At 33.4% G+C, this 25,052-nt stretch carries 24 protein-coding genes; 2 read left to right on the forward strand and 22 right to left on the reverse strand.

Translation table 11 applies throughout. The features are described from left to right. Window positions 1-74: 74 nt before the first annotated feature. From JH146_RS04505 to fhcD, 7 genes are all read right to left on the reverse strand, one after another. The gene (locus tag JH146_RS04505; protein WP_048201881.1) at window positions 75-779 is read right to left on the reverse strand and encodes a DUF169 domain-containing protein; all 705 of its coding nucleotides are present in this window, start codon (window positions 777-779) and stop codon (window positions 75-77) included. A gap of 197 nt (window positions 780-976) precedes the next feature. After that, window positions 977-1,831, reverse strand: a complete 855-nt coding sequence (speB, locus tag JH146_RS04510; RefSeq protein WP_048201882.1) for an agmatinase — start codon at window positions 1,829-1,831, stop codon at window positions 977-979. A gap of 51 nt (window positions 1,832-1,882) precedes the next feature. After that, entirely contained in the window at window positions 1,883-2,767 is an 885-nt protein-coding gene (gene speE / locus JH146_RS04515) for a spermidine synthase (protein WP_048201883.1), read from the reverse strand. Further along, window positions 2,764-3,135, reverse strand: a complete 372-nt coding sequence (speD, locus tag JH146_RS04520; RefSeq protein ID WP_048201884.1) for an adenosylmethionine decarboxylase — start codon at window positions 3,133-3,135, stop codon at window positions 2,764-2,766. The genes speE and speD overlap by 4 nt, the downstream gene beginning before the upstream one ends. A 158-nt stretch (window positions 3,136-3,293) precedes the next feature. After that, window positions 3,294-3,791, reverse strand: coding sequence for a pyruvoyl-dependent arginine decarboxylase (locus JH146_RS04525; protein WP_048201885.1), 498 nt, complete (start codon window positions 3,789-3,791; stop codon window positions 3,294-3,296). A 273-nt stretch (window positions 3,792-4,064) separates the two neighbouring features. After that, window positions 4,065-4,739, reverse strand: a complete 675-nt coding sequence (locus tag JH146_RS04530) for a hypothetical protein (protein ID WP_048201886.1) — start codon at window positions 4,737-4,739, stop codon at window positions 4,065-4,067. Window positions 4,740-4,874: 135 nt separating this feature from the next. Further along, entirely contained in the window at window positions 4,875-5,780 is a 906-nt protein-coding gene (gene fhcD, locus JH146_RS04535) for a formylmethanofuran--tetrahydromethanopterin N-formyltransferase (protein ID WP_048201887.1), read from the reverse strand. Window positions 5,781-5,951: 171 nt separating this feature from the next. Here fhcD and JH146_RS04540 point away from each other — a divergent pair, with 171 nt between their 5' ends. Together JH146_RS04540 and engB are read left to right on the forward strand one after the other, a co-directional pair. Next, window positions 5,952-6,245 (forward strand): DUF211 domain-containing protein, encoded by a 294-nt coding sequence (locus JH146_RS04540; RefSeq protein WP_048201888.1) that lies wholly within the window; start codon window positions 5,952-5,954, stop codon window positions 6,243-6,245. Between the two features lie 78 nt (window positions 6,246-6,323). Continuing rightward, window positions 6,324-6,971: a GTP-binding protein EngB gene (gene engB, locus JH146_RS04545; RefSeq protein ID WP_048201889.1), complete on the forward strand. Its 648-nt coding sequence runs from the start codon at window positions 6,324-6,326 to the stop codon at window positions 6,969-6,971. A gap of 101 nt (window positions 6,972-7,072) precedes the next feature. Here engB and rpsJ read toward each other — a convergent pair whose 3' ends face one another. The 15 genes from rpsJ to JH146_RS04620 all read right to left on the reverse strand — a co-directional run bounded on the left by rpsJ (window position 7,073) and on the right by JH146_RS04620 (window position 24,823). Continuing rightward, the gene (gene rpsJ / locus JH146_RS04550; protein WP_048201890.1) at window positions 7,073-7,378 is read right to left on the reverse strand and encodes a 30S ribosomal protein S10; all 306 of its coding nucleotides are present in this window, start codon (window positions 7,376-7,378) and stop codon (window positions 7,073-7,075) included. 84 nt (window positions 7,379-7,462) lie between these two features. Next, the gene (gene tuf / locus JH146_RS04555; protein ID WP_048201891.1) at window positions 7,463-8,749 is read right to left on the reverse strand and encodes a translation elongation factor EF-1 subunit alpha; all 1,287 of its coding nucleotides are present in this window, start codon (window positions 8,747-8,749) and stop codon (window positions 7,463-7,465) included. A gap of 225 nt (window positions 8,750-8,974) precedes the next feature. Further along, complete coding sequence (locus JH146_RS04560) at window positions 8,975-11,155, reverse strand: elongation factor EF-2 (RefSeq protein ID WP_048201892.1); 2,181 nt, start codon at window positions 11,153-11,155, stop codon at window positions 8,975-8,977. Between the two features lie 120 nt (window positions 11,156-11,275). Continuing rightward, window positions 11,276-11,851: a 30S ribosomal protein S7 gene (gene rpsG, locus JH146_RS04565; protein WP_048201893.1), complete on the reverse strand. Its 576-nt coding sequence runs from the start codon at window positions 11,849-11,851 to the stop codon at window positions 11,276-11,278. 60 nt (window positions 11,852-11,911) lie between these two features. Further along, window positions 11,912-12,358: a 30S ribosomal protein S12 gene (locus JH146_RS04570; RefSeq protein WP_010870559.1), complete on the reverse strand. Its 447-nt coding sequence runs from the start codon at window positions 12,356-12,358 to the stop codon at window positions 11,912-11,914. A 101-nt stretch (window positions 12,359-12,459) separates the two neighbouring features. Continuing rightward, window positions 12,460-13,011, reverse strand: a complete 552-nt coding sequence (locus JH146_RS04575; protein WP_048201894.1) for a NusA-like transcription termination signal-binding factor — start codon at window positions 13,009-13,011, stop codon at window positions 12,460-12,462. Continuing rightward, window positions 13,011-13,343, reverse strand: a complete 333-nt coding sequence (locus JH146_RS04580; RefSeq protein ID WP_173400820.1) for a 50S ribosomal protein L30e — start codon at window positions 13,341-13,343, stop codon at window positions 13,011-13,013. Before JH146_RS04580 ends, JH146_RS04575 begins: the two co-directional genes overlap by 1 nt. Window positions 13,344-13,706: 363 nt before the next feature. Then, entirely contained in the window at window positions 13,707-14,873 is a 1,167-nt protein-coding gene (rpoA2, locus tag JH146_RS04585; protein WP_048201896.1) for a DNA-directed RNA polymerase subunit A'', read from the reverse strand. Window positions 14,874-14,932: 59 nt separating this feature from the next. Then, a complete protein-coding gene (locus tag JH146_RS04590; protein WP_048201897.1) occupies window positions 14,933-17,602 on the reverse strand; it encodes a DNA-directed RNA polymerase subunit A' in 2,670 nt (889 codons plus the stop codon). A gap of 148 nt (window positions 17,603-17,750) precedes the next feature. Further along, a complete protein-coding gene (gene rpoB, locus JH146_RS04595; protein WP_048201898.1) occupies window positions 17,751-19,652 on the reverse strand; it encodes a DNA-directed RNA polymerase subunit B in 1,902 nt (633 codons plus the stop codon). Between the two features lie 108 nt (window positions 19,653-19,760). Continuing rightward, window positions 19,761-21,254, reverse strand: coding sequence for a DNA-directed RNA polymerase subunit B'' (locus tag JH146_RS04600; protein WP_048201899.1), 1,494 nt, complete (start codon window positions 21,252-21,254; stop codon window positions 19,761-19,763). 16 nt (window positions 21,255-21,270) lie between these two features. Beyond that, entirely contained in the window at window positions 21,271-21,507 is a 237-nt protein-coding gene (locus tag JH146_RS04605) for a DNA-directed RNA polymerase subunit H (RefSeq protein ID WP_048201900.1), read from the reverse strand. Between the two features lie 169 nt (window positions 21,508-21,676). Next, a complete protein-coding gene (gene trpA / locus JH146_RS04610) occupies window positions 21,677-22,516 on the reverse strand; it encodes a tryptophan synthase subunit alpha (RefSeq protein ID WP_048201901.1) in 840 nt (279 codons plus the stop codon). A 112-nt stretch (window positions 22,517-22,628) separates the two neighbouring features. Continuing rightward, window positions 22,629-23,834, reverse strand: coding sequence for a tryptophan synthase subunit beta (gene trpB / locus JH146_RS04615; RefSeq protein ID WP_048201902.1), 1,206 nt, complete (start codon window positions 23,832-23,834; stop codon window positions 22,629-22,631). Window positions 23,835-24,127: 293 nt separating this feature from the next. Further along, on the reverse strand, window positions 24,128-24,823 hold the full coding sequence (locus tag JH146_RS04620; protein WP_048201903.1) for a ZIP family metal transporter: 696 nt from the start codon (window positions 24,821-24,823) through the stop codon (window positions 24,128-24,130). Between the last annotated feature and the right edge of the window lie 229 nt (window positions 24,824-25,052).

Here is a 25,052-nt window from a genome sequence, read left to right on the forward strand (position 1 = left end):
AAAATTTTTATAAATAGTTTTCCCTAAAAAATTAAATGGTATTAGAAATTTAAACACCTATTTTGTTTATTAATTTAGTGGCTATCACATGTCCATACTTGTCTGAAGTGTTCAATTGCTTCGACAATATCCTTTAATTTTTCTGGTGGGAAGGCAACAACAACTTCTCCTGGCTGTATTCCAGCGTATTTTCTTGAACCGTTACAACCTAAGGTCATGTTAGGTGCTTTTCTTGTATAAACTGCTGCAACTGCATCAGCACATAATGACTGAATTCCTGAGAAGTCTGCCTGGAATCTTCCACCTTTGTGGTAGAGCATTGCCTGAACTAATCTTAATGCATATAATGCTTCTCCAATGAATACTATTGAATCTGGGACGAAGTCAGCTTCATCTAATGGAGCATAAACTGATGCGTAAATCTCATCTTCAACTCTTGGTATTGCTTCAACAGTTTTTTTAGCTGCCTCTTCATCCTTAAAGTTTCCTAATTTAACATACAATTTTCCTGTTGCCAATGGTTCTGGTGGGTTTCTAAAGATACCAATTGCATAAGCCCCTCCCTTACAGAGATGTTTATCAAGTGGTGCATACATTTTCTTTCTTTCTAATCTTGCAATTTGAATCATTTCACAGTGTCTTTTTTCTTCTGCTATTTCTTCATAACCTTCTGGAATTTCATCTTTTGATTTTGCTAATTTTACAGCAACAAATGGCTTGTCTAACATCATCAATTCCATTAATTTCTTTCCATATTCTCTTATTTCATTAACATCCATGCTTTCACCTGTGAATGGTTGTGTATGTTCTACGAACTATATATTGTATTCCCAAGTATATATACTTTTCGATTTAATTACAAAACATAAAAAATTTAAATTACAAAAAAAGCGTTTTCATAAAAAATAATTAAAAATAATGATAACTCTTTTCAAAATAACCATGAAATATTTTTAACACATATGCTCAAAACCTGTTATAAAATCATTAACATAAGCTCTCTCGCTATTTTTGCCGCTGTTATTGCTGTAATATTGGCAATATCATAAATTGGTGAAACTTCAACAATATCAAAGCCAATAATCCTATCTTTAACCTCTTCTAATAAATATAGAGAGTTAAAGAGCTCTCTTGTTGAAAAACCACAAGGTTCCGGGGTTCCAGTTCCTGGGGCATAGGCAGGGTCTAACACATCAATATCTATAGTTATATATATTGGCTTATCTAAACTCTTTATATATTCTAAATCATCCTCATTCATCAAATCCATTTTTAAATAGAGATTATTTTTCTTTGCAAAATCCCACTCTTCTTTATCCCCACTCCTAATACCAAATTGGAATATATCTTTAGTTAATTCATAAACCCTCCTCATAACACATGCATGAGATAATTTATTCCCTAAATATTCATCTCTCAAATCACAGTGGGCATCGAATTGAATAACAATAAAATCATCATAGATATCTTTTACAGCTTTAATTATTGGATAAGTTATAGAATGCTCCCCTCCAAAAACAATTATTTTTTTACCTTTTTTTAATATTTCTCTTGAGACATGATGTATTGTGTTAAATATCTCTGCTTGGCTTCCATATAAATCTAAATCCTTTAAATCACAGTATTTTATTTCTGACAAATCCCTATCTAAGATAGGACTATATGTTTCCAAACCCCACGATGCTGTTCTTATAGCATTTCCCCCTTCTCTTGTTCCTGGCTTGAAGGAAGTTGTTTCATCATAAGGGATTGAAAATATAACTCCATCAGCTTCTTCAAATGAGCTATTTGTCATTATAAATTTAGATGAATCAATAAAATGCTCTTCCATCTAACCACCTCCAAGATTTTAGACTTTAAAAATAATTAAAAATAATAAAAATTATTCAAGAGCTTTTTTAACAGCATCTTTTAAAAATTTAGGTGCTGCCAAAAATATTCCCTTATGAACTTCTTCATCATAGTATTTAGTTTCCATATCTTTTAAAGCTTCTTTTATTCTTTCTTCATCAACTTCTAATGGGCTGTATTTTTTAGATGCCAATGTGAAGCTCCAGAATCCACTTGGATATGTTGGCATTGGGTAGGTGTATGGCATAATTATCTTAAATCCAGCGTCTTTTAAATATCTGCAGATATTTTGTATTAAATCTAAGTTATATAATGGACTTTCTGATTGCTGAACCATAATTCCGTCATCATTTAAACATTTAAATACATTTTTATAGAATTCTTTCTCAAAAAGCCCCTTAGCAGGTCCAACAGGGTCTGGACAATCAACAATAATCACATCATATTTTTTGTCAGTTTCAGCAACATATCTAATACCATCTGTTATTATCAAATTTACCTTCTCATTGTCTATTTCACAACTTAACTTTGGCATATACTTTTTACAAGCTTCAATAACTTTTCTATCCAACTCAACAAAATCCACAGTTTCAACTGATTTGTGTTTAACTACCTCTCTAACTGTTCCTCCATCTCCTCCTCCAATAACTAAAACATTCTTTGGATTTGGGTGAGTGAAAAGAGGGATGTGAGATATTAATTCATGGTATATAAATTCATCTCTCTCTGTTGTTTGAAAAGTGTTATCTAAAACCAAAACTTTTCCAAAATCATAAGTGTCAATAATCTCTATTTCTTGAAATTCTGATTTATCCATGTATAAAATATCTTTGACTCTAACTGACAGAGCTACATTGTTGTTATGGTATTCTGTAAACCATATATGGCATTTAAAATTGTTGTTGTTTTGATTCACTCTTCATCACCTTCATTTAACCTTATACCTCTCTTTAAATCTAAAATCTCAATGTGTTTTGGTTTTAAAAATTCTTTAATAATTGGTAGTGCTTTTGCTGGCTCAACATGAGCTCCACAAGTAAAAATATCCATAGCAGCATATCCAAGCTCAGGCCATGTGTGAATTGATATGTGGCTCTCTGCCAAAACAGCAACTCCTGTAGCTCCTTGAGGGGAAAATTTGTGAGTTCTTACACAAATTAAAGTAGCTCCACATGCCTCTACACTATCTATCAACATCTTCTCTATGCCCTCAACGTCATCTAATGCCTTTGGGTCACACCCCCATAACTCTAATATTAAGTGTTTTCCCAAGTATTTTAACATGTTTTTCACCTCCAAAGATAGTAAACAAAAATAAATTATGAAAAAATTTCAAAATCTTAAATTATCTTTAAATTATTTACTTCTAAATAATTATTAATCTTAATCATATTTAACTGTTGATGTTGTTTTAAATTTTTGGATTTTATTTTTATTATTGTTTATTTATACCACAATGCAGCTGCAGCAAATGCACATCCAAGTTTTTCTACTGTATGCTCAGCAGCAATTGATTCAATCCTATCCAATTCCCAGCCTCTCATCTCAAATCCTATTTTTGCCATCTCTCTAACGGTTTTTTCAGCCTCTCTTTTTGAGCATTTTCCTTCATACTCCATAATTAAACCACATAAACTCTTATCTTTTGGAATAGCAACACTTATTGCAGCTGCTATTGTTTCTCCTGGAACATCGCTAATGATATAACCATAAGCTGTTGGAACTAAAGCTCCCATTGGTAATTTAGGCAGAGGAACAATCTCAGCTCCTGGAGGCATTATACTACTTATTCTAATTAAATTAACATTTCCAATCCCTGCATCTAACAGAGCTCCATCAAATGCATTTAATGGAGTTTCTCCTTCACTACTACCTGCTACTAAAGAAACTGTGTTTGGCAGTTTAAAATAAGCATGGAGAGGGTTTATTTCAGCATTCATCCAACGCACCTCCAAAAACAAAACTTTTTCTCAATTTATAAACGATTATATATAATTGCCATAAGATTTTTTTAGTGTAAATAATGATTACTCATATATAAACTCTTCGGTGCTAAAATAAATTAAAATTTTTTAAGCTTTTATGTAAAAAAATAGAGTATTATGAACTATTTTTGATTAAATTAGAAAGATACTAACAAAAAAGAAAATTTTAAAATTTTTAAAACCTTTAAGTGTTAAAAATAGATTTTATCCATTATCTTTTAATTATCTTTAAATTAAGAACTCTTTTTCTTTTAATATATCCTCTACTGTCTTCCCCAAATAATCATCTTTAGAAACTACTCCATAAGGATAAACATAAACCTTATCTTCAATATTTATTCTTGGATACTCTGGCTCTATAGTTACATCCTCTAATAAACATCTCTTTAAATAGTTAGCTGTTTTTGTAACATTCATCAATCTTGGTGGTTTATAGGGAGGATTATTTTTTAAAAACTTCCACTTTGTTCCATAATAGACAATATAATCCGGATTAAATAGCAACACAACCTCTCCATGTATCTCTAAAACTAAAGTCCATGAGAAAATCCCTCTTGTAAAACCCAACAACCTTCCTAAATAAGATGTTTTTGGCGTCTCATAATAAACTTTCAAAGTTCTACCAACAATTCTTGATAATGCCTCTTTAATATGCACATTTTTTGGATTTGTTGGTAGAGAAGTTTTTGGAATAACATTTATGGGAACACAATTTAAAGGCTTAACCATATGTAATGCCAAAAGAGGATAGAAATAGATATGTTCTTTTTTGTTTTTCATTACTATACCTTCTATGGGGCCGTTAAAATCAGCTTTTAAAACCTTGCCTCTATAGGTATTAAAAGATTTATTTAGTGTAAATTCTCCAATCATATCCTTTCTTAATGCATATTTTGGCTTCAAACCAAAAACCTCCTATTGGTTTTATTAAGATTTTTAAATTTCATTTATATAGTTTTAAATTATCAACTATTTAAATTTTATTTATAATTTTATTACTAAAAAAGTAAATTAAAATAATTTAGAGCTTAGAAGAATTTATTCAAACAATTCTCTTAAGTTGATTTGATATTTACCTAACTTACCTCCATAGTTTCCAGCTGTAATTTTCTTAACTCCTGGAACTTTTGTAGCTGCTAAAATACCTTGTTTCATTGCCTCTTTAACTGCTTCCTCATCAGTTCCATCGATAACTATTTCATAAACTCCATTAACATCTTCTGGAATCTCTGAATCTTCAACAACTCCTTTTAATGTTGGACACATCTTGTGGTTTGTTGTAGCGACCATAAACTTGTATTTTGGATTGCTTGCTCCAACTTTACTACCAGAAGCAACAACTCCTCCTGGGAATGGTGTTATAACACCTTCAACATTTGAAATGGCATCAACTGCAGCTTCAGCAGCAATTAATGCAGAGGCATTTGTATCTGCCATTATAAAGAAGTTTCCTCCAGCAACTCCTTTCTTAATTCCAAACTTAGCTTCAGTTATAAATTCTCCTCCCATAATTGGTATTCTGTAAACTTTTCTTCCATATAATTCATCTTTTTTCTCGTAACCGTCTCCGAAAAACTTCAACTTAAATCCAACTTTTAATTGCTCATCAGCTTTATCTCCCATTGCGTCAAAAATAGCGGTTGTTGGGCATGTTAAGACACACTGTCCTAATCTCTCTAACATTTGGTGCTCTAATTCTGACTTTTTAGGGTGGCATATTTGTATTATGTATCCTGGTCTTCCGTCAGGTGTTTCTGATGGTGGAACATATTTCTCAATTCCTGCCTCTGCTGGACACATTATAACAGAACAACCAAAACCTGTTGCTTCTGTAGCTGCAATCTTAGCCCACTTCTTTGTAGCAGCTGTTATTAAAACTCTTGACACCCATATTGGGAATGCTTCTGCAAATGTATCTTCAATATATACTCCATTTATCTCCATAGTTTCCCTCCATTAAGATTTTAACAATTATAATTTATCTTAGGTGTTATTAATATCTTATCATTTGGATTTTAATATTCCATAAATCCATAAATAAAAATATATTAACAATAACCTTAAATAATCTAATAAAGGTAATATATTATATTAAAAAGATTTAGAGGGATAAAATTGAACGGTATTAGAAGAATTGTTTTAGACATATTAAAGCCACATGAGCCAAAAATAACAGATATGGCGTTAAGATTAACATCATTATCAAATATCGATGGGGTTAATATTACAGTTTATGAGATAGATAAAGAAACAGAAAATGTTAAAGTAACAATTGAAGGGAATAATTTAGATTTTGATGAAATTCAGGAAATTATTGAAAGTTTGGGAGGGACTATTCACAGTATAGATGAGGTTGTTGCGGGTAAAAAGATTATTGAAGAAGTTAGAACACCACAGGATAGATATTAAAAAATTTAATATTTTATTAAACTATCATTTGTGCTTTTTTACTAATTTTTTAAAGCAAAATTAAATTGTGGGATAACCATGGACTTTTTTGAGAGATATAAAAATTTAAAAGAAAAATATAAAGAAAAAAAGACAAAGCCAAAAGTTGTAGTTGTTGGTAGAAGTAATGTAGGCAAATCAACTTTTGTTAGATTAATGACTGGTAGAAAAGATATTAGAGTAGGAAAAAAACCAGGGGTTACTTTAAAAATTAATGAATATGATATGGGGGAATACATCTTAGTAGATATGCCAGGTTTTGGTTATATGGCAGGGTTGCCAAAAAAAGTTCAGGAAAAGATTAAAGATGAAATTGTTCATTACATAGAAAATCATGCTGACGAAATAGCTGCAGCAGTTCAAATTATAGATGCAAAAGCATTTTTTGAGATAGTTGAGAGATGGAAAGGGAGGGGGGAAATCCCAATTGATTTAGAGATGTTTGACTTTATAACTGATTTGAAAATAAGCCCAATTCTTGTAGCCAATAAAATGGATAAAATAAAGAAAGATGAATGGGATGAAGTTTTAGACGGTATCTGTGAATATTTAAAATGCCAGCCACCATGGCATCAATGGAAGTTTATAGTCCCAGCTATACTAAAAGAAGGTAAAGGGATTGAAGAGATAAAGAAAAAGATTCTTGAGAGAGTTAGATTATTTAAAAAATTAAGAGGCATTGAATAATAAAATTAATTAAAAAAGAGATAATTCGTTGCAATCCTCACTGCTCAGATTGCAACGTTTTTACCTATGAAAATTTACATTATAAAAATAGTCACACTATTTTATTTGAACTGTATCTCTATTTGGACATTGTCAGGGATTCTTATTTTCATAATGTGTCTTAAAGCTCTCTCATCTGCATCAATGTCAATTAATCTTTTGTGGATTTTCATTGTCCATCTGTCAAATGTTGATGAACCCTCTCCATCAGGACTCTTTCTTGTAACAACTCTTAAGACCTTTGTTGGTAATGGTATAGGCCCTGAGATATCAACTCCTGTTTTTTCAGCAATCTCTTTTATTTGTCTGCAAATTTCATCTAAAACTTTGTGGTCAGTACTTGATAACTTGATTCTTGCTCTTTGCATACTCTCCCCTCTTAACCCCTTTAAAATATAAAAAAATATAAAATGAAAAACTCAAAAATTAATTAAAAGGGAAATTTAGAGAATTTACTTGTTCTTAGCTTTGACATCGATTGCCATACCAGCAGCGATTGTCATACCCATATCTCTGATAGCGAATCTTCCTAACTGTGGAATTTCTCTAACGTTTTCAATGACCATTGGTTTTGTTGGTTTGATTTTGACTATAGCAGCATCACCAGTCTTCAAGAACTGTGGGTTCTCTTCAATAACTTGCCCTGTTCTTGGGTCTAATTTCTTCAATAACTCCATGAATGTACATGCAACTTGTGCTGTGTGTGCGTGGAAGACTGGTGTGTAACCAACTGTAATTGCTGTTGGGTGCTGTAAGACAACGATTTGAGCGGTAAACTCTTCAGCAACTGTTGGTGGGTTGTCTGGGTGTCCACAAACGTCTCCTCTCTTAATGTCTTTCTTACTGACTCCTCTAACGTTGAATCCGATGTTGTCTCCAGGTTCTGCTTGTGGGATTTGTTCGTGGTGCATCTCAATTGACTTAACTTCTCCTTGGACTCCTGCTGGTTCAAAGACTACTTTGTCTCCTGGTTTTAAGATACCTGTTTCGACTCTTCCAACAGGAACTGTACCAACCCCTGTAATTGAGTAAACATCTTGGATTGGGATTCTTAATGGTAAGTTTGTTGGTTTTTCTGGTGGTTGGAATTTATCTAAAGCTTCAACTAATGTTGGTCCTTTGTACCATGGCATGTTTTCTGATTTCTTAACAACGTTGTCTCCTTTTAATGAAGCGGTTGGAATGAAGTCAATTTGGTCTGGGTTGTAACCTAAGACTTTTAATAATTGCTCTGATAATAATTTCTTCATTTTTTCGTATTCTTCTTGGCTGTAGTTAACTGTATCCATCTTGTTGATTGCAACAGCAATTTGCTTAATACCTAATGTTCTTGCTAAGAACATGTGCTCTCTTGTTTGTGGCTGAATTCCTGTCTTAGCGTCGTTAACATCAACAACTAAGACAGCAGCATCTGCCTGTGAAGCTCCTGTAATCATGTTTTTAATGAAGTCTCTGTGTCCTGGACAGTCGACAATTGTAACTTCATATTTTGGAGTTTCGAATTTCTTGTGAGCTACGTCAATTGTAACCCCTCTTTCTCTCTCTTCTTTCAAGTTGTCCATAACGTAAGCAAACTCGAATCCTGCTTTACCTCTCTCTTGAGCTTCTCTTTTTAACTTTTCTAATAACTGTGGGTCGATAGCTCCACTGTCGTATAATAATCTACCGACTGTTGTTGATTTACCTGCATCGACGTGTCCAATGAATGCTACGTTTAATACTGGTTTTTGCTTTGCCATATTTCATCACCAATTTTCTTTTATTTTATTTTTTTATTTTGTTTATTATATTGGCAAAATGGTGTTAAGTTTAACTTAACAAAGTTGGAATAAGAATACACAATTTGTGGTTTGTGGTGATATAAGTATTAATTAGGGGGTATATAAATCTTTTGGTCATAAGAAATGAACTTCTAAAAAGATGTTAAATTAAAATCTAAAAAATATTAAAAAATAATTTTAGAATTATTCTAATTTAAGTCCTTTTCTCTCTCTAATCTGCTTAATTAATTGCTCTTGCATTTCTCTTGGAACTTTCTCGTATCCCGCAAACTCTATACTCCAGAGACATCTACCCTGTGTAGCTCCTCTGATAGCTCCTGCGAATCCGAACATCTCTGCAACTGGACACTTAGCTTTAATAATTGCCATATCTCCTTCTTGCTCCATATCTAAGATTTGTCCTCTTCTGTTGCTAATTTCTCTCATTGCAGCTCCCATGAAGTCTTGTGGAGTGTTGATATAGACGAACTGCATTGGCTCTAACAATACTGGATTTGCTTGCATCATTGCATCTCTAATACCAAATCTTGCCGCTGGAATCATTTGTGCTGGCCCTCTGTGGATTGCATCTTCGTGCAATACTGCATCCATTAACTTAACTTTAACTCCCTGACATTTCTCTGCTGCTAATGGACCATTTCTCATAGCTTCTTTGAACCCTTGAATGATTAATTCTTTAACTTCATCTAAGTGGACAATACCTCTTGTCATATTAACTAAGACGTTTCCTTCATAGATACACATTACTCTCTTAGCTTCTTCTTGGTCCATTCCTGCCTTAATTAATTCTTGGACAATCTTATCATCTAATTTTCTCTTTGTATCAACATCTGGGATTTTACCTTCTTTATATGCTTGTAAAACTCCCTCTTCTAATGGTTCAACTATGAAGTAGAGCTTGTTGTGCTTGTTTGGAGATTTACTTTCAATCATTGGTGATTGTCCTGTTACTGTCTCTCTGTAGACAACAATTGGCTGTCCAACTTCTACTGGAATTCCAGCATCTCTCTCAATCTTAAGTTTTGTAATAATCTCAATGTGCAACTCTCCCATACCGCTTAATAAGTGCTCTCCTGTTTCTTCATTAATCTCAACTCTAACTGTTGGGTCTTCTCTTGCAACTTGTCTTAAAATTTCAATTAACTTTGGTAAATCTTTTGTATTTTTAGCTTCAATAGCTACTGTAATAACTGGCTCACTGATGTGGGTTATAGCTTCGAATGGCTCAATTATATTGTCTGGGGAACAGATTGTTTCTCCTGCTGAAGCTTCTTTCAAACCAACTAACGCACAGATGTTTCCTGCTGAAATACTCTCTACTGGAATTCTCTCTGGACCCATGAAGACAGACACTTGCTGAATCTTTGCCTTTTGCTGGTTATTTACCATATAAACTTCGTCTCCCTGCTTAATTCTACCACTGAACAATCTACAGACAGAAACAGCTCCAGCGTGTTTATCTACAATAATCTTTGTAATAACTCCTGCTAATGGTCCGTTAGGGTCGCAGTTAAGCATAGCTTTTCCAGCTTCTGATTCCAAATCCCCTTTCCATAAGTGTGGAATTCTGTATTTCTGAGCTTCTGGTGGGCTTGGTAAGTGCTTAATGACCATATCTAAAACAACTTCGTGTAATGGGGCTTTTTCAGCTAATTCATCTTGCTTATCTTCTTCACAATACTTAATTATATCTTTGAATGTAATTCCACTCTTCTTCATGAATGGAACTGAAATTGCCCAGTTGTTGTAAGCTGAACCAAACGCAACACTTCCATCTTCAACTCTAACTAACCACTTATCTTTAAATTCTTCTGGAGCCATCTTTCTAATTAAGTTGTTAATATCGTTAATAATCTTGATAAATCTGCTTTGCAACTCTTCAGGTGTTAATTTTAACTCGTTAATTAATCTATCTACTTTGTTAATGAAGAGAACTGGCTTAACTCTCTCTCTTAATGCTTGTCTTAAGACAGTTTCTGTTTGTGGCATAACCCCTTCAACTGCACAGACAACGACAATTGCCCCATCAATAGCTCTCATAGCTCTTGTAACGTCTCCTCCAAAATCAACGTGTCCAGGGGTGTCAATTAAGTTAATTAAATACTCTTTTCCTTCATAGGTGTGGACCATTGAAACGTTTGCAGCGAAGATTGTAATTCCTCTTTGAGCCTCTTCTTCGTCAAAGTCAAGAGCTAATTGTTCTCCAGCCAATTCTTTTGAAATCATTCCTGCTCCAGCTAATAAGTTATCTGATAATGTTGTCTTTCCGTGGTCAATGTGTGCACAGATTCCAATATTTCTTATTCTATCATACTTTTCCATTAACTCCTTAATTTTAGCAATCATCTTTGCTCTTTTTCCCATATCCTTCACCTTTAATTTTATTTTGTTATACATTGTTTAATAATTGTTTAAAAATTTAAAAGTTTATTAGGTTGTTGAGATGATAAAGTTTGGATATAATATTGAAAAGGTAGTATAAATTTATCTTGCTGACTGAGCAACTCTCTCTGTTTCTTCTTTCTTTCTAACTGCATAGCTTTTCTGAATGTCTCCTCTTGCAGCTGCAATTATTTCTTCTGCCAATGCTTCTTCAATTGGCTTCTTACTTTTATGAGCAGCCATGTAAGCTCCAATAGCAATATTTCTTAAAGCAACATCTATTCTTCTTAAAGATGAACAATCAACTGATTGTAAATAGACAATTCCTCCATAGGAAATTCTTGTTGTATCTTCTCTTGGACCAGCGTTTTCAATTGCATCTACTAAAACTTGAATTGGGTTTTGCTTAGTTCTTTTTTCAATAATTTCAAAAGCATTTTCAACTATTTTTAATGCTTTTAATTTTTTACCTGTGTTTTCTTCTCTTCTCATAACTTTATTTACTAATCTTTCAACAATGTTCATTTTTGCTTTTTCAAACTGTCTCTTTGTGTATCTTCCTGCTGTATGTGGAACATAGATTGGTGTTAAGTTTATGTAGTTTCTTAAACCAGGGTCTTTGACAACAACATCCTTTGTACTCCATTTTCCAAATATCTTAATTTCATCGAGCTCCAAATTACCACCTCATCCCTAACTATTTCTATAAAATTTTTAATAAATTTAAATATGGGCAATTTATCTTTTGATTTTCTCTTGTCTTCCTCTAACTAATTCTCTCAATGAGTTTCTACCAACCATTATAACTTTATACTTAACTCCTGGAATGTCCCCCTTAGCTCTTGGCCCTTTAGGCCCTCCAATACCTTCAATAATAACTTCGTCGTGCTCATCAATGAAGTTGATAGCATGGTTTCCTGGACAGAAAGCAGTGACAACTCTACCGTTTTTAATTAACTGAACTCTGACACACTTTCTAATAGCTGAGTTTGGCTGCTTTGCCTCTAAACCAACTTTTTCAATAACTATTCCTCTTGCCATTGGTGCTCCTTCTAATGGGTCATACTTCTCTTTTAATTTTAAAACTCTTCTAACGTAGTTGTAATCGTGCCATCTACACCATTTTCTTTTTAATCTTAATTTTCTACCAGCAAATTCTCCTCTTGGTGATTTACTTCCACTCATAATCTTCACCTTACTATATTCTTGATTGTTAATTGTTATGATTGATAATTATTTTAAATATTTCATGAATAATTTCAAACGACATATACATATAAATATTTTTACTCGTTAGCAGTTTCTTTTACATCTTGTTGAGCTTCTGTTTCTTGATTGGTTTCAGTTTGTTCTTGCTGCTGCTCTTTAGCTACAGGTTTTCTTGCTCCTTTTCTTTTAAATTTCTGATTTTCAACAATAACTTTTATTTTTGTAATTTTTGTGTGTCTTTTTAAAATCTTTAAAGCTCTTTCTAAGTTTTTACCCTTTTCTCCAAAAACCGCTCTTCTGACTTTTGGATTTATTTTGATAAAAGCAACAACATCCTTTCCAACTCTCTTAACCCATACATCCTCTAACTGTATTGGTGCAAATATATTTCTTATAAACTTTCTCCAATCGTCTGAGTATTCAATGATGTCAACTTTCTTTCCAAATTTCTCTTCTGCTGTTTTAACGTTCTCTCCTCCTTTCCCAATTGCCGCTCCAACATCACCCTCCTTTACAATAAAAGCAACTCTTTCATCATTTAATACACAGTCGATTATGGGAACATTAGCAATTTTTTCAAAAAATCCAATTTTCATAATTTCTTCTGTTGTTAATCTTACCTTAGCCATTATTCACCACCTTCTTTCTTCTCTACCAACTCCATAATGTTTGAAAGCCCTTCATCTAAAACCAAAAGAGCAGCAACTGGGAAAGGTTTCCCACAAACCGCTCCCAGTTCTAATGATGTTATTTTGTGTTGATAAACTGGGATGTTTGATAACTTGGCGTAGTATTTGACATCCTCTTCCAAATCTTTTGGAATGTTTCCTGCTATCACTACTAACTTACCTTCTCCGTGTTTAATGAATTTTATTGTTCTTTTTGAACCTAAAATTACTTTACCTGTATCTACTGCGGTTCTAATTGCTTTATTTACATCCATATTCTCCCTCCTTCTCATTTTTTACTCCGGAGGGATTTCTTAGGACTTTCGCAGGCAGACATATTTTAACTTTGGAACTTAGACGTCTAAGGGATGTCAATATTCAATATAAAACATTTACTCCTGCGAAAGTCCTAACTCCCTACCGGTAAGAATATTGGTTTTCGATAATAGTTTCTCTATATTTATATACTTTTTGGATGAAATAAAAACATCAAAAAATTAAATCAATTTTTTGTTTAAATTTTTTTGAAGGTCAGAGAAGGGCGCGTTCATCATCACTATTCAGCACATCGATGTATCATCATCCCCCGATATAAAATAGTAGTTATTTATGAATTTATGATGTTAATGTTAAAAGTGAATTTTAATATAAAAACTTTACTCTTCCTCATCTCTACCCTCTTCATACTCCCTATCTATTGTTAGTTCAACACATCCAGTTCCAAGATATATTGGTTTTCCAACAATAACGTTTTCTATAACTCCTTTCAGCTTATCAACATCTCCTCTCTCTGCAGCTGCATATAGATGCTTAACTGTCTCCTCGAATGCTGCTCTCGCTAAAACAGAACCTTTCTCTCCAGCAACCCCATGCCTACCTATTGGCTTAACTTCCCCATCAGCAGTCATCATATCTGCCACTAACATTAAATGCCTTATATCAACTTCCAACCCCTGTTGCTCTAAAGTATTTCTCATTTCGTTAATTATAGCGTTTCTTGCCGCTTCAATACCCAAAACCTCTTGTATTTCAATAATGTTATTTGTTGTTGTTCTTGTTGTATCAACTCCCTCAATTTTAAACACTTCCCTTAAATTTGAACCTTGAGTATATAAAACGTATTCATCCCCTTCTTTTTTAACCAAAACTCTCTCAATTCCTGGAATTCCCTTTAACTGAATATTTTTGATTTTTGGGATTCTCTTTCTAAGAGCTTTTATTGATGGTGTCTTTATTTTTAAATATAATACACTTCCTTCAACGTCAATTTTTACCTTTAATTTTTTCTTAATTGCCTCAACAACATCATCTATTGTCAATCCTCTATCAGCTAATCTATTTTCATCTAACTCAACTTTTATAGATTGAGTCCATAAATCAATACTAATACTCTCAGCTATACTTCCTAAGGTTAAACTTTCAATCTCTTTTGCTATCTCTTCAGCTTTTTCTCTATTATCTTTATATCCTTCTTTTAAATAGATGGTCATAATAGGTGTTGATGGCTCTTTTCTTGCATCTACAATCTCAATCATCCTTGGCAAACCTAAGGTAACGTTAATCTCCGCAACCCCTGCGTAGTGGAAGGTTCTCATAGTCATCTGTGTACCTGGCTCACCAATAGATTGAGCAGCAACAATTCCAACAGCTTCATAAGGCTCAACTAAAGCCTTTCTATAAGCATTAACTACTTCTTCAATAATCTCATTTATCATCTCTTCTGTTAAATCCTTCTCTTTAGATAATTTTTCAATTAACTCATCCTTTAATGATTGTGGTAAATCCAAACCTTCAACTTTTTGTTTTAATGCTTCCATATCCATATATTCTCACCTTAAAAAATTAAAAATGTTAAAAATTTGTTTAAAAAATTTTTAGAGCTTTATTTGTTATATTTCATCTTAACCTTATCGATTATTCTATCGATATTTACTGATTTTCCTCTATCAGCAAGCATTGGGTCAATTCCATCCTCTCCATACCTAAACTGAATCATAATTCCTCTTGAATCTCTAACTGTTCCATCAAATTCTGTTTTTAAATCTTGTAGAGCGTTAATTAATCTTCTCTGCATGTAACCAGACTGAGCTGTTCTAACCGCCTGGTCAACTAAACCTTCTCTACCTCCCATAGCGTGGAAGAAGAATTCTGTTGGACTTAACCCTTTCTTATAACTACTTCTAACAAACCCGTGAGATTTTGCATCCAAGCTTCCCTTTTCGAAGTGAGGCAATACTCTACCTCTATAACCTCTAAAGATTCTTTTACCTCTAACTGACTGCTGCCCTAAACATGCTGCCATCTGTGTTAAGTTTAATATATTACCTCTTGCTCCAGTAACTGCCATGATAACCGCATGGTTATCTAAACCTAAGTATCTCTCAGCAATAGCCCCTGCCTTATCTCTCGCCTCTCTTAAAACATTGCTTATATATGCCTCTCTTGATTCTTCTAAGTTTAAACCTGGAAGCAATTCAAGTTCTCCTCTTTCATATTTCTCAATAATTTCTTTAACTTTCTCTTCTGCCTCATCTAAAACTTTTTCAATCTCTTTTAATGCTTCTTCTGGTAAATCCTCATCGTCAATACCTGTTGTAAATCCTCTTAGCATCACTGCCCTTATTGCCATCTTAGTAGCTGAATCCAAGAATTTCCTTCCAGCTTCTGGACCAAACTCTTTAACTATTGTGTGTAAAATTAAACCTGCCTCTGCCCCATAACCGTTTTTATCAATAACTCCTTTAATTAATTCTCCATCTTTTATTACAACATAAGCATCGTATTCACATTCCTCTTTTTTACAAACATCACACTTTCTACAAATCTTTGCCTTATATCTCAAATTCAATCCTTTTGGTAATGCTTTACTGAATATCTTCTTACCTGAGTATAATGGGACTCCATTCTCTATCTTATCTGGCTCCCATAATTCATCCTTAATGCCACCACTTCTTAAAATTAGGGTAGCTTCATCCTTTGTGAAGTAGTTTGAAGTTAAGAGATAAGCTCCTGAGATAAAGTCATGTATAGCCCCAATAATCGGCCCTCCAAATCTTGGGGAAAGGATGTGTTTCTCTACAAGCATTAAAGCCTCTGCTTCTGCTCTCGCTTCTTCTGACTGAGGAACGTGTAAGTTCATCTCGTCTCCATCGAAGTCAGCGTTATATGGTGGACAAACACATAAATTGTGTCTAAATGTTCTGTATGGTAAAACCCTTACTCTATGAGCCATAATAGACATTCTGTGTAATGATGGCTGTCTGTTGTATAAAACGATATCTCCATCCATTAAATGTCTCTCAACAATATCTCCTTCTCTTATATTCTCTGCCCAGAAATCTTTATTGCTTTCAGTTATCTTAACCTTAAATTCTTGCTCTGTTCCATCCCTACCAACCATCTTTCTTATAACGTAATTAACCCCCGGGTGTTTCTCTGAACCATTCTTTAATAATTTTCTTATTCTTTCAATGTTGTATTTTGTTACCTTTTCTGGAACTGTTAGCTCTTTAGCTACAACTTCAGGGACTCCAACTTCATTAATACTTAAGCATGGGTCTGGGGAAATTACAGTTCTTGATGAGAAGTTAACCCTCTTACCAGCTAAGTTGTATCTAAATCTTCCCTCTTTACCTTTCAATCTCTGAGCTAATGTTTTTAATGGTCTTCCACTTCTATGCTTAGCTGGTGGAATTCCTGGAGCTTCGTTATCGAAGTAGGTATTTACGTGATATTGTAAGAGATTCCACAAATCTTCAATAATTAAGTTTGGTGCCCCTCCTTCTATATTCTCTTCTAATCTATTGTTAATTCTAATGATATCAACTAATTTGTGAGTTAAGTCATCTTCACTTCTTTCTCCAGTTTCTAAGGTAATTGATGGTCTTACAGTTACTGGTGGAACTGGTAAAACTGTGAGAACCATCCATTCTGGTCTTGCAACTTCTGGGTTTAAGCCAAGTAAAATACAATCTTCATCTGGAATTTTCTCTAAAATTTCTCTAACATCTGATGGGGTTAGTGTTTTTTCTTCATTACCATCAATTCTATAGTAGGTTGTTGGCTTCTCATACTTTATATCATACTTAATCTCTCCACAATGTGGGCAGATGGTTACTTTTGAAGCTTCTTTATAAACTTCTTCACAAACTTCCCACTTATTTCCACCATCTCTCTCCAATTTTTCCATCTTTTCTAAAATTTCTTTTCTTTTAGTCTCACTTATTGCTACTTTTCCACAGTGTGGACAAACAGCTTTTAATATCTTATATATTGTTTTAGCAAATCCAATATGTATAACTGGCTTAGCTAACTCTATATGCCCAAAATGTCCTGGACACTCTCCAATCCTTCCTCCACATGTTTTACAAACTAAACCAGGGTCTATAACCCCTAATCTTGTGTCCATTAAACCTCCATCTATTGGATAACCATCTTCATCGTAAGTGTCTGGTGTAACTATCTTAGCCACTGACATCTGCCTTATGTAATCTGGAGATAACAAACCAAACATTATTTCTCCAATCTCCTTAGGAATTTCGTATCTCTCCATCAACATCACCAAAGGTTAAGGATTTGCTTTTTATTTAGCCATTTGTTAATTTTTGGTTTTTAGTTAATTTTACGTTGAGTATGGAGTATGTTTGATTAATTTAAATTAATTTAATTTAAATTAAAAAGTTGTATAAAATGGCAAAGCTTTATTGTTTCTGCTCAACTTTTTCTTTTTCTAACTTTTCAACAAACTCCTCAAAATCTTCTAATTCAACTTTATCTTTAACTTTAAGTTTTGGTAAGATACACATACTCTTCAACTCATCTAACAACAACTTAAATGCATAAGGTATTCTAACAAATGGAATCTTCTTGGAATTATAGAGATTTTCAATTTCACCACATATTGGACAGTATTTTATGTTTCTCTTGTAATCTAATATAGCAAAGTCCCCACATTTTGAACATATACAGATATCGTAAGGGTCTGATTCATCCATAAGCCTTTCTTTTAATAGCATAGCTGCTCCATGACCAATTAAAACGTCCCTCTCCATCTCTCCAAATCTTAGACCTCCTTCCCTTGCTCTTCCTTCTGTTGGTTGTCTTGTCAATACTTGGACAGGTCCTCTACTTCTTGCGTGTATCTTTCCAGCTACTAAGTGGTGTAATTTCTGGTAGTATGCTATCCCAATATAAATCTCTACTTCAAACTTTTTCCCTGTCTTACCATCATACATAACTTCTTTACCATGGTGCTTAAATCCTAAAGCCTCTAAAGCTTTTCTTAAATCCCATTCCTTCTCTCCACTGAATATAGTTCCATCTATCCTTCTTCCTTCTAAAGCTCCAACCTTACCTCCAAGCATTTCCAACAATTGCCCAACGGTCATTCTTGATGGAATTGCGTGTGGATTAATTATGATATCAGGAACTATTCCACTCTCAGTGAAAGGCAAATCTTCCTGTGGAACTGTAAGCCCTATAACCCCTTTCTGCCCGTGTCTTGAAGCAAACTTATCTCCAAGCTCTGGAATTCTTAAATCTCTAACTTTAATCTTAACCAACCTATTTCCTTCTTTTGTTTCAGTTAGTATAACTTTATCAATATAACCTTCCTCTCCATGTCTTACAACGACTGATGAATCCCTTCTCTGTGGTTTAACTTGAATTGTTATCTCATGCTCCTCTAAGAACCTTGGAGGAGAGGTTTTACCAACAATTACATCTCCACCTTTTACATGAGCTTCTACAGCGGCAATTCCATCCTCTTCTAAGTATTTATAAGCTTCTTCTGACCTATAACCTCTAACTCCCTTATCAGGAATCTCAAATCTATCCATCTGTCCTCCAGGATACCTTCTCTCACATGCATCGTAAGTTCTAAAGAATGTGCTTCTTCCTAAACCTCTATCAATAGCTGATTTATTAAAGACGATAGCATCCTCCATGTTGTATCCTTCATAGCTCATAATGGCTACAACAAAGTTCTGTCCTGCTGGTCTTTTATCGAAACCTAAAATCTCTTGGTGTTTTGTCCTAACAATTGGCACTTGTGGATAATGTAAGTAATGCCCTCTTGTGTCCAATCTCCATTTTATGTTACTCATTGGAATTCCTAATGACTGCTTCCCCATTGCCGCAGCCATTGTAATTCTTGGAGCAGAGTTGTGCTCTGGGTAAGGAGCAACCCCTGCCCCAATACCTAATATTGTGAGTGGGTCTATCTCTAAGTGGGTGTGTTTTTCTGTCAGCTCTTCTTCAGATAAAGCTATATAAGCATTCTCCTCTTCTTCAGCATCTAAATACTCAATAACCCCTTCTTTAACTAAATCTGAGAATGTAATTTCCCCATTTCTTAATTTTTCAATATGTTCTTTAGTTAATTTTGGTTTTCCATTCTCTACAACTATTAATGGTCTAACAATTCTCCCAGCATCCGTGTTTATGTGAATATCATTACTCTCTTCGTAATATGCAACAGTTGTGTATTGAGGAAGTTCTCCTTTTCTCCTCGCTTCTTTAATAAAATTAACAAGTTCTTCTGGTTTGTCTGTAGTTCCAACTAACTTTCCATTAACATAAATATTTACTTCCCTTGATACCAAGTTTTTCACCTAAAAAGATTTTTTATTTAAAATCATTGAAAAGATTAAAAATTAAATTGAAAAATCTAATAAAAGCGTATAATTAAACAAAATTTATTTATGATTTATTTATGATTGATACTCATTAATTCCAAAGGATTTTAATAGCTCAATAACTTTGCTATCATCCTCTTCTCTTGTAACTTTACACATTATAGCAAAGTTTTTAACAAGACCACAGTTTGGACCTTCTGGAGTTTCTGATGGACATATCTTACCCCAATGTGTTCCGTGCAGTTCTCTTGCTTCAAAGTGTGGCTGTGACCTTGATAATGGAGAAACTATTCTTCTTAATTGAGAGTTTGTTGCTAAGTAACTTGTTCTATCTAAGAGCTGGCTAACCCCTGTTTTTCCTCCAACCCATGTTCCTGTTGCCATAGCATGCTTAATTCTTTCAGTTAATATATCACTTCTTACAGCTGCTTGAATTGATGGTGTTTTGTTTCTTAATGTCTGTCTCTCTAATTGATATTTTATATCCTTAACAAGTTGGCTGAAAGCATATCTAAACAAATCTTCCATTAAGTCCCCAGCTAACTTAGCTCTTTTATATGCGTAATGGTCTTTATCATCCTCTCCTCTATACCCAAAGTAAAGTTCTAAAGCGTTTCTTGCCATTATTCCTAAGAACCTAATTTTCTTTGGGAAATCTTCTTTTGTAACTCCTAAATGGGGCAGTAAATAGTTGCATAAAACTGTTTCAGCTCTCTTTAATCTATAATCCTTTGCCTGCCCTGGAGCTACTCTCTTTCCAATAAATTCTAAAGCTTCTTCAGGGGTGTTTATATTGTGCTCTTCCCTAATCTCTTGAATGTTTAAAACAATTTCCATAAAGAATCTTTCATCATTAATTGCCTCAATAATGTCTTTATCTGTCTCAGCCCCAAGTGCTTTCATTAATATAACTAATGGAATCTGCCCAGGCATTCCAGGGAATGTAGCATATAACAAACCATCTGGATGTCTCTCAACTGTACATAGAGCTCTAAATCCATGTCTTGTTGAAAACACTTTAGCAACATCTACAAGTTTCCCGCTTTTTTCTGCTTTTTCACACAAAATTCTGTTTGGAATTAAATCTTCTTGAGTAATTAAAACTTTTTCAGTTCCATTAATTATAAAATAGCCAAATGGGTCTTCAGGATCTTCCCCCAACTCTATAAGCTCTTCCCTTGATTTCCCATATAAGTGGCAGATTTTTGAACCAAGCATTACTGGGAGTTCTCCAATATAAACCTCAACTGTATCTCCTTCTCTTGCATTCTCTCCTTCACCAATAATAGGAGTCATTTCTAAGTATAATGGGACTGAATATGTTAAATCTCTAATTCTTGCCTCCATTGGAGTTATTGGTCTTATTGAACCATCAGCTTCTTTAATAACTGGTTTTCCTACTTTAATTTTCCCTAATTTAACTTTATACCCACCAGAAATCTCTGTCTCAATGTAACCAACTTCATCAATAATTTTTTGTAATCTATTTTCTACAAAATCGTTATATGACTCTATCTGGTGGTCTATTAAACCATGTTCTTTAAAATAAGCATCTACTAATTCTCTCATAATTGCCACCTATTTTTTAAATAATCCTTTTAATGACTAATCTATAAGCTACAGTAACCCCAGCTGTTGGACTTTTTCTAATTATTCTAATAACATCTCCCTCTTTAGCTCCAATCTCCTGAATAACAGGGTCATCTTCATAAATTTTTGGCAATTGCTGAATCTTTATATTGTATCTCTTTAAAATCTCCTCAACTTCTTCTTTTGGAACTATTTCATGCTTTGGAACCAGTATGTGGTCTGTGACCTTCAAGGTTACTCCTCCCTTACAGTTTTCTTTAAATACTATAAAAAATAAATATTAAAAAAAGAACAGCTGAGTGAAAGAGATAACTGTGATGCATCCTTAAAAATATTTCTTTCTCATATTTATTTTTTACTTTTATTGCTCTATAGAAATATTTTTTTATTTGAATTTTTTGTTAATTTTTTACAGCTACTTTAGCCTTCTTTTTAGTCCCCTCCTTTAGATTTCTAATAAACTCTTCCAATTCTTTTAGGAATTTCTCTTCATCTTTTATTTGTCCATTCTCATCCAAATGTTTCTCAACAATCTTAACAATCGCACTTCCTACAATAGCTCCATCTGCTATCTCAGTTATTTCCTCAACATGCTCTCTCTTTGAGATTCCAAACCCTACACAGGCAGGGATTTTTGAAAACTTTTTAACTCTCTTAATTAACTCTTTTGTCTCTTCAGCTACTTTTTCTCTCGCCCCAGTAATTCCAGTTACTGATACAACATAAACAAATCCGCTACATTTTTCCAAAATTTTTTTAAGTCTATCATCAGGTGTTGTTGGGGCTACCAAAAATATTAAATCAACCCCATACTTTTTACAGTAATTGTATAGGCTATCTGCCTCCTCAATTGGTAAATCAGGGACTATAATCCCAGCAATCCCCGACTCTTTACATTTTTTAACAAACTCTTCTTCACCCATTTTAAATATAATATTATAATAAGTTAAAAACACCTTTGGAGTGTTTGGAAATTTCTCATTTAATTTTTTAGCCAATTCAAATGCTTTTAAAGGATTCATTCCGCTACTTAAAGCTCTAACATCTGCTTTTTGTATTGTAATCCCATCTGCAACCGGGTCAGAAAATGGAATGCCTATTTCAACAATATCAGCATGCTTACAAATAACTTCCAAAGCCTTTTCTGAAATTTCCAAGTTTGGATCTCCTCCCACATAAAATGCAACAAATGCCTTTTCTCCTTTGTTTTTTAACTCTTCAAATTTTTCTGCTAATTTCATAATCATCCACTCCAACCTTTTAGTAAAAGCTTGACCAAAACGGATACATTAAAAAGGGACTTTCAGTCCCTTTAATGTCTCTTAGGATTATCTCAAGTAACCGTATATGTCTTTAAATCTCCCTTCCTAATGCCTTAGCAACTGTCTGAACATCTTTATCTCCTCTACCAGACAAGTTTATAACCATTATATCATCTTTATCTAACTCATTTGCCAATTTAACAGCATAAGCTAAAGCATGAGAGCTTTCTAATGCTGGTAAAATTCCCTCTAACCTACAGAGTAATTGAAATGCCTCTAAAGCTTCATCATCAGTTACACAAACCGCTTTAATCCTTCCTTCATCCTTTAAAAATGAAAGCTCAGGGCCGACTCCAGGATAGTCTAAACCTGCTGAAATGCTATAGCTTTCTTCTATCTGTCCAAACTCATCCTCTTTAACATAAATCTTAGCCCCATGTAAAACTCCAACTTCTCCAGCACATAATGAAGCTCCATGCATTCCTGTTTCTATTCCTTTTCCTCCAGCTTCAACAGCATAAAGCTCTACATCATCATCTAAAAACTCATAAAACGCCCCTATAGCATTACTTCCCCCTCCAACACATGCAACAATAACATCTGGCAATCTTCCCTCTTTTTCTAATATTTGCTCTCTAATCTCTTTTCCTATAACTCTCTGAAACTCTCTAACCATCATTGGGTATGGATGAGGTCCTAAAGCAGAGCCAAGCAAATAGTAGGTGGTTCTAACATTGGTTGTCCAATCTCTTAAAGCTTCATTTACTGCATCTTTTAACGTCTGTGAGCCACCAAAAACAGGAACAACTTTAGCTCCCATCAACTCCATTCTAAAAACATTTAATTTTTGCCTTTCAACATCCTTAGCTCCCATGTAAATGACACATTCTAATCCAAGCTTAGCACATGCTGCTGCAGTAGCAACTCCATGCTGTCCAGCTCCTGTTTCTGCTATAACCCTCTTTTTTCCCATCTTTTTAGCTAATAAAGCTTGTCCTAAAGCGTTGTTTATTTTATGAGCTCCTAAATGAGCTAAATCCTCTCTCTTTAAATAAACTTTGCATCCTAATTCTTCACTCAGTCTTTCAGCATAGTATAATGGTGTTGGCCTCCCAACGTAATCCCTTAATAAAGCATAATATTCTTCTCTAAAGTTTCCCTCATTATTTATCCAAAATCTTTTGAATGCCTCTTCTAATTCAGTTATAGCTGGAACTAATGTTTCTGGAACAAATTTACCTCCGTATATTCCAAATTTTCCATTTTCATCTGGATATTTATCCTTATATTTCTTCAAGACAGACACCTCAGGAAATGTATAGTGTTTTTCAAAACTTAATGCAATTTATAAGGTATGGATATATAGTTTTTTGCAAAATTTATTAAAATTAATATGGAAGATTTGAACGCCTTCTAAAAAGTAGGCGTTCATAAGTGCCTTATTCATTCCAGGATGTTTTGCAAAAAACTATAAAAGCCTTTGGCTTTTATAAATGCCATTTTCCACATAAACATTTTGAAAAACACTATAATTAGATTTTAAGCTCTGAAATAATTATAAGAAATATTCATACTTATACATTATTGAAGTTAGTGTAGTGTAAGAAGTCCAGCTAAAATATAGCCTAACAGGATATATAAGAAAGATTTTTCTCTTTTATGTTCATAAATGTGAGGGACAAGCATAAGAAATGTTCCTAAAAAAATTCCTCCTGAAAATGCTAACAATATTTTTAAAGATATAGTTTTTAAAGTCATTAGTCCAATAACAGCCCCAATAACTGTTCCCAATGACACAATAGCCCCTATAAAGAAAGGATTTCTATAAACTCCTTTTAGTGGAGACATTAAAACAAATCCTGCTGGTAGTTTATGCATTAATATAGCAAGATATAGTGGAAGGCCAATATTGCTAATATAAGAGACAGCTATAATCAATCCATCTATAAACGTATGAATAAAAAAAGATATTGGATATATAAATTTAATTTTAAGCTCTTCTTCTAAATTATCACAATCTACGCAGTATTTTTTTGATAATGGACAGTATGCAAGATATCTTTCAATAAGATAAACAGTTATCATCCCCAAAACTATAAATATTGCAAATCCCTCAAAGAAAGATTTTGGAAGTAATATTAAAGTTGCAACTCCAAATATAAATCCAAAAGAAATTGCCTCAAATTCATATTTATATTTTAGAGATACAGAGTAATATGCTAAAATTTCACCAACGCACATAACAATAAAACTTAAAATTGCAATAAATATTGGAATCTCATCCATAAAAGACACCAAGTTAGATATTTCTTACCTTTACTATTATATTTATTGTTTATTGTATTTATTTAACTTAGCTAATGCTTACGATATTAAAATTTCTAATATATTATATTAATTAAGTTAATAGTTATTATTTTTTAATAAGAAATTTCAAAATATATTTATATCTAATTAATACTCTAAATGATTAGTAAGATATTTATCAGACAAATTGTGATAATACTAATATCCA

This window comes from Methanocaldococcus bathoardescens (assembly GCF_000739065.1).
GTDB lineage: Archaea > AGJL01 > Methanococci > Methanococcales > Methanocaldococcaceae > Methanocaldococcus > Methanocaldococcus bathoardescens.

Excerpts from the sequence above, each read along its gene's own strand:
- JH146_RS04620 (WP_048201903.1), bottom strand. The coding sequence starts at position 24,823 with ATGGATGAGATTCCAATATTTATTGCAATTTTAAGTTTTATTGTTATG.
- JH146_RS04580 (WP_173400820.1), bottom strand. The coding sequence starts at position 13,343 with ATGAGAAGGAGGGAGAATATGGATGTAAATAAAGCAATTAGAACCGCA.
- JH146_RS04600 (WP_048201899.1), bottom strand. The coding sequence starts at position 21,254 with ATGAGAGAATTAGTAGATGCTTATTTTAAAGAACATGGTTTAATAGAC.
- engB (WP_048201889.1), top strand. The coding sequence starts at position 6,324 with ATGGACTTTTTTGAGAGATATAAAAATTTAAAAGAAAAATATAAAGAA.
- fhcD (WP_048201887.1), bottom strand. The coding sequence starts at position 5,780 with ATGGAGATAAATGGAGTATATATTGAAGATACATTTGCAGAAGCATTC.
- JH146_RS04590 (WP_048201897.1), bottom strand. The coding sequence starts at position 17,602 with ATGGAGAGATACGAAATTCCTAAGGAGATTGGAGAAATAATGTTTGGT.
- tuf (WP_048201891.1), bottom strand. The coding sequence starts at position 8,749 with ATGGCAAAGCAAAAACCAGTATTAAACGTAGCATTCATTGGACACGTC.
- JH146_RS04560 (WP_048201892.1), bottom strand. The coding sequence starts at position 11,155 with ATGGGAAAAAGAGCAAAGATGATTGCTAAAATTAAGGAGTTAATGGAA.
- JH146_RS04575 (WP_048201894.1), bottom strand. The coding sequence starts at position 13,011 with ATGGCTAAGGTAAGATTAACAACAGAAGAAATTATGAAAATTGGATTT.
- JH146_RS04570 (WP_010870559.1), bottom strand. The coding sequence starts at position 12,358 with ATGAGTGGAAGTAAATCACCAAGAGGAGAATTTGCTGGTAGAAAATTA.
- speD (WP_048201884.1), bottom strand. The coding sequence starts at position 3,135 with ATGTTAAAATACTTGGGAAAACACTTAATATTAGAGTTATGGGGGTGT.
- trpA (WP_048201901.1), bottom strand. The coding sequence starts at position 22,516 with ATGAAATTAGCAGAAAAATTTGAAGAGTTAAAAAACAAAGGAGAAAAG.
- speB (WP_048201882.1), bottom strand. The coding sequence starts at position 1,831 with ATGGAAGAGCATTTTATTGATTCATCTAAATTTATAATGACAAATAGC.
- rpsJ (WP_048201890.1), bottom strand. The coding sequence starts at position 7,378 with ATGCAAAGAGCAAGAATCAAGTTATCAAGTACTGACCACAAAGTTTTA.
- JH146_RS04505 (WP_048201881.1), bottom strand. The coding sequence starts at position 779 with ATGGATGTTAATGAAATAAGAGAATATGGAAAGAAATTAATGGAATTG.
- JH146_RS04525 (WP_048201885.1), bottom strand. The coding sequence starts at position 3,791 with ATGAATGCTGAAATAAACCCTCTCCATGCTTATTTTAAACTGCCAAAC.
- rpoA2 (WP_048201896.1), bottom strand. The coding sequence starts at position 14,873 with ATGGATATGGAAGCATTAAAACAAAAAGTTGAAGGTTTGGATTTACCA.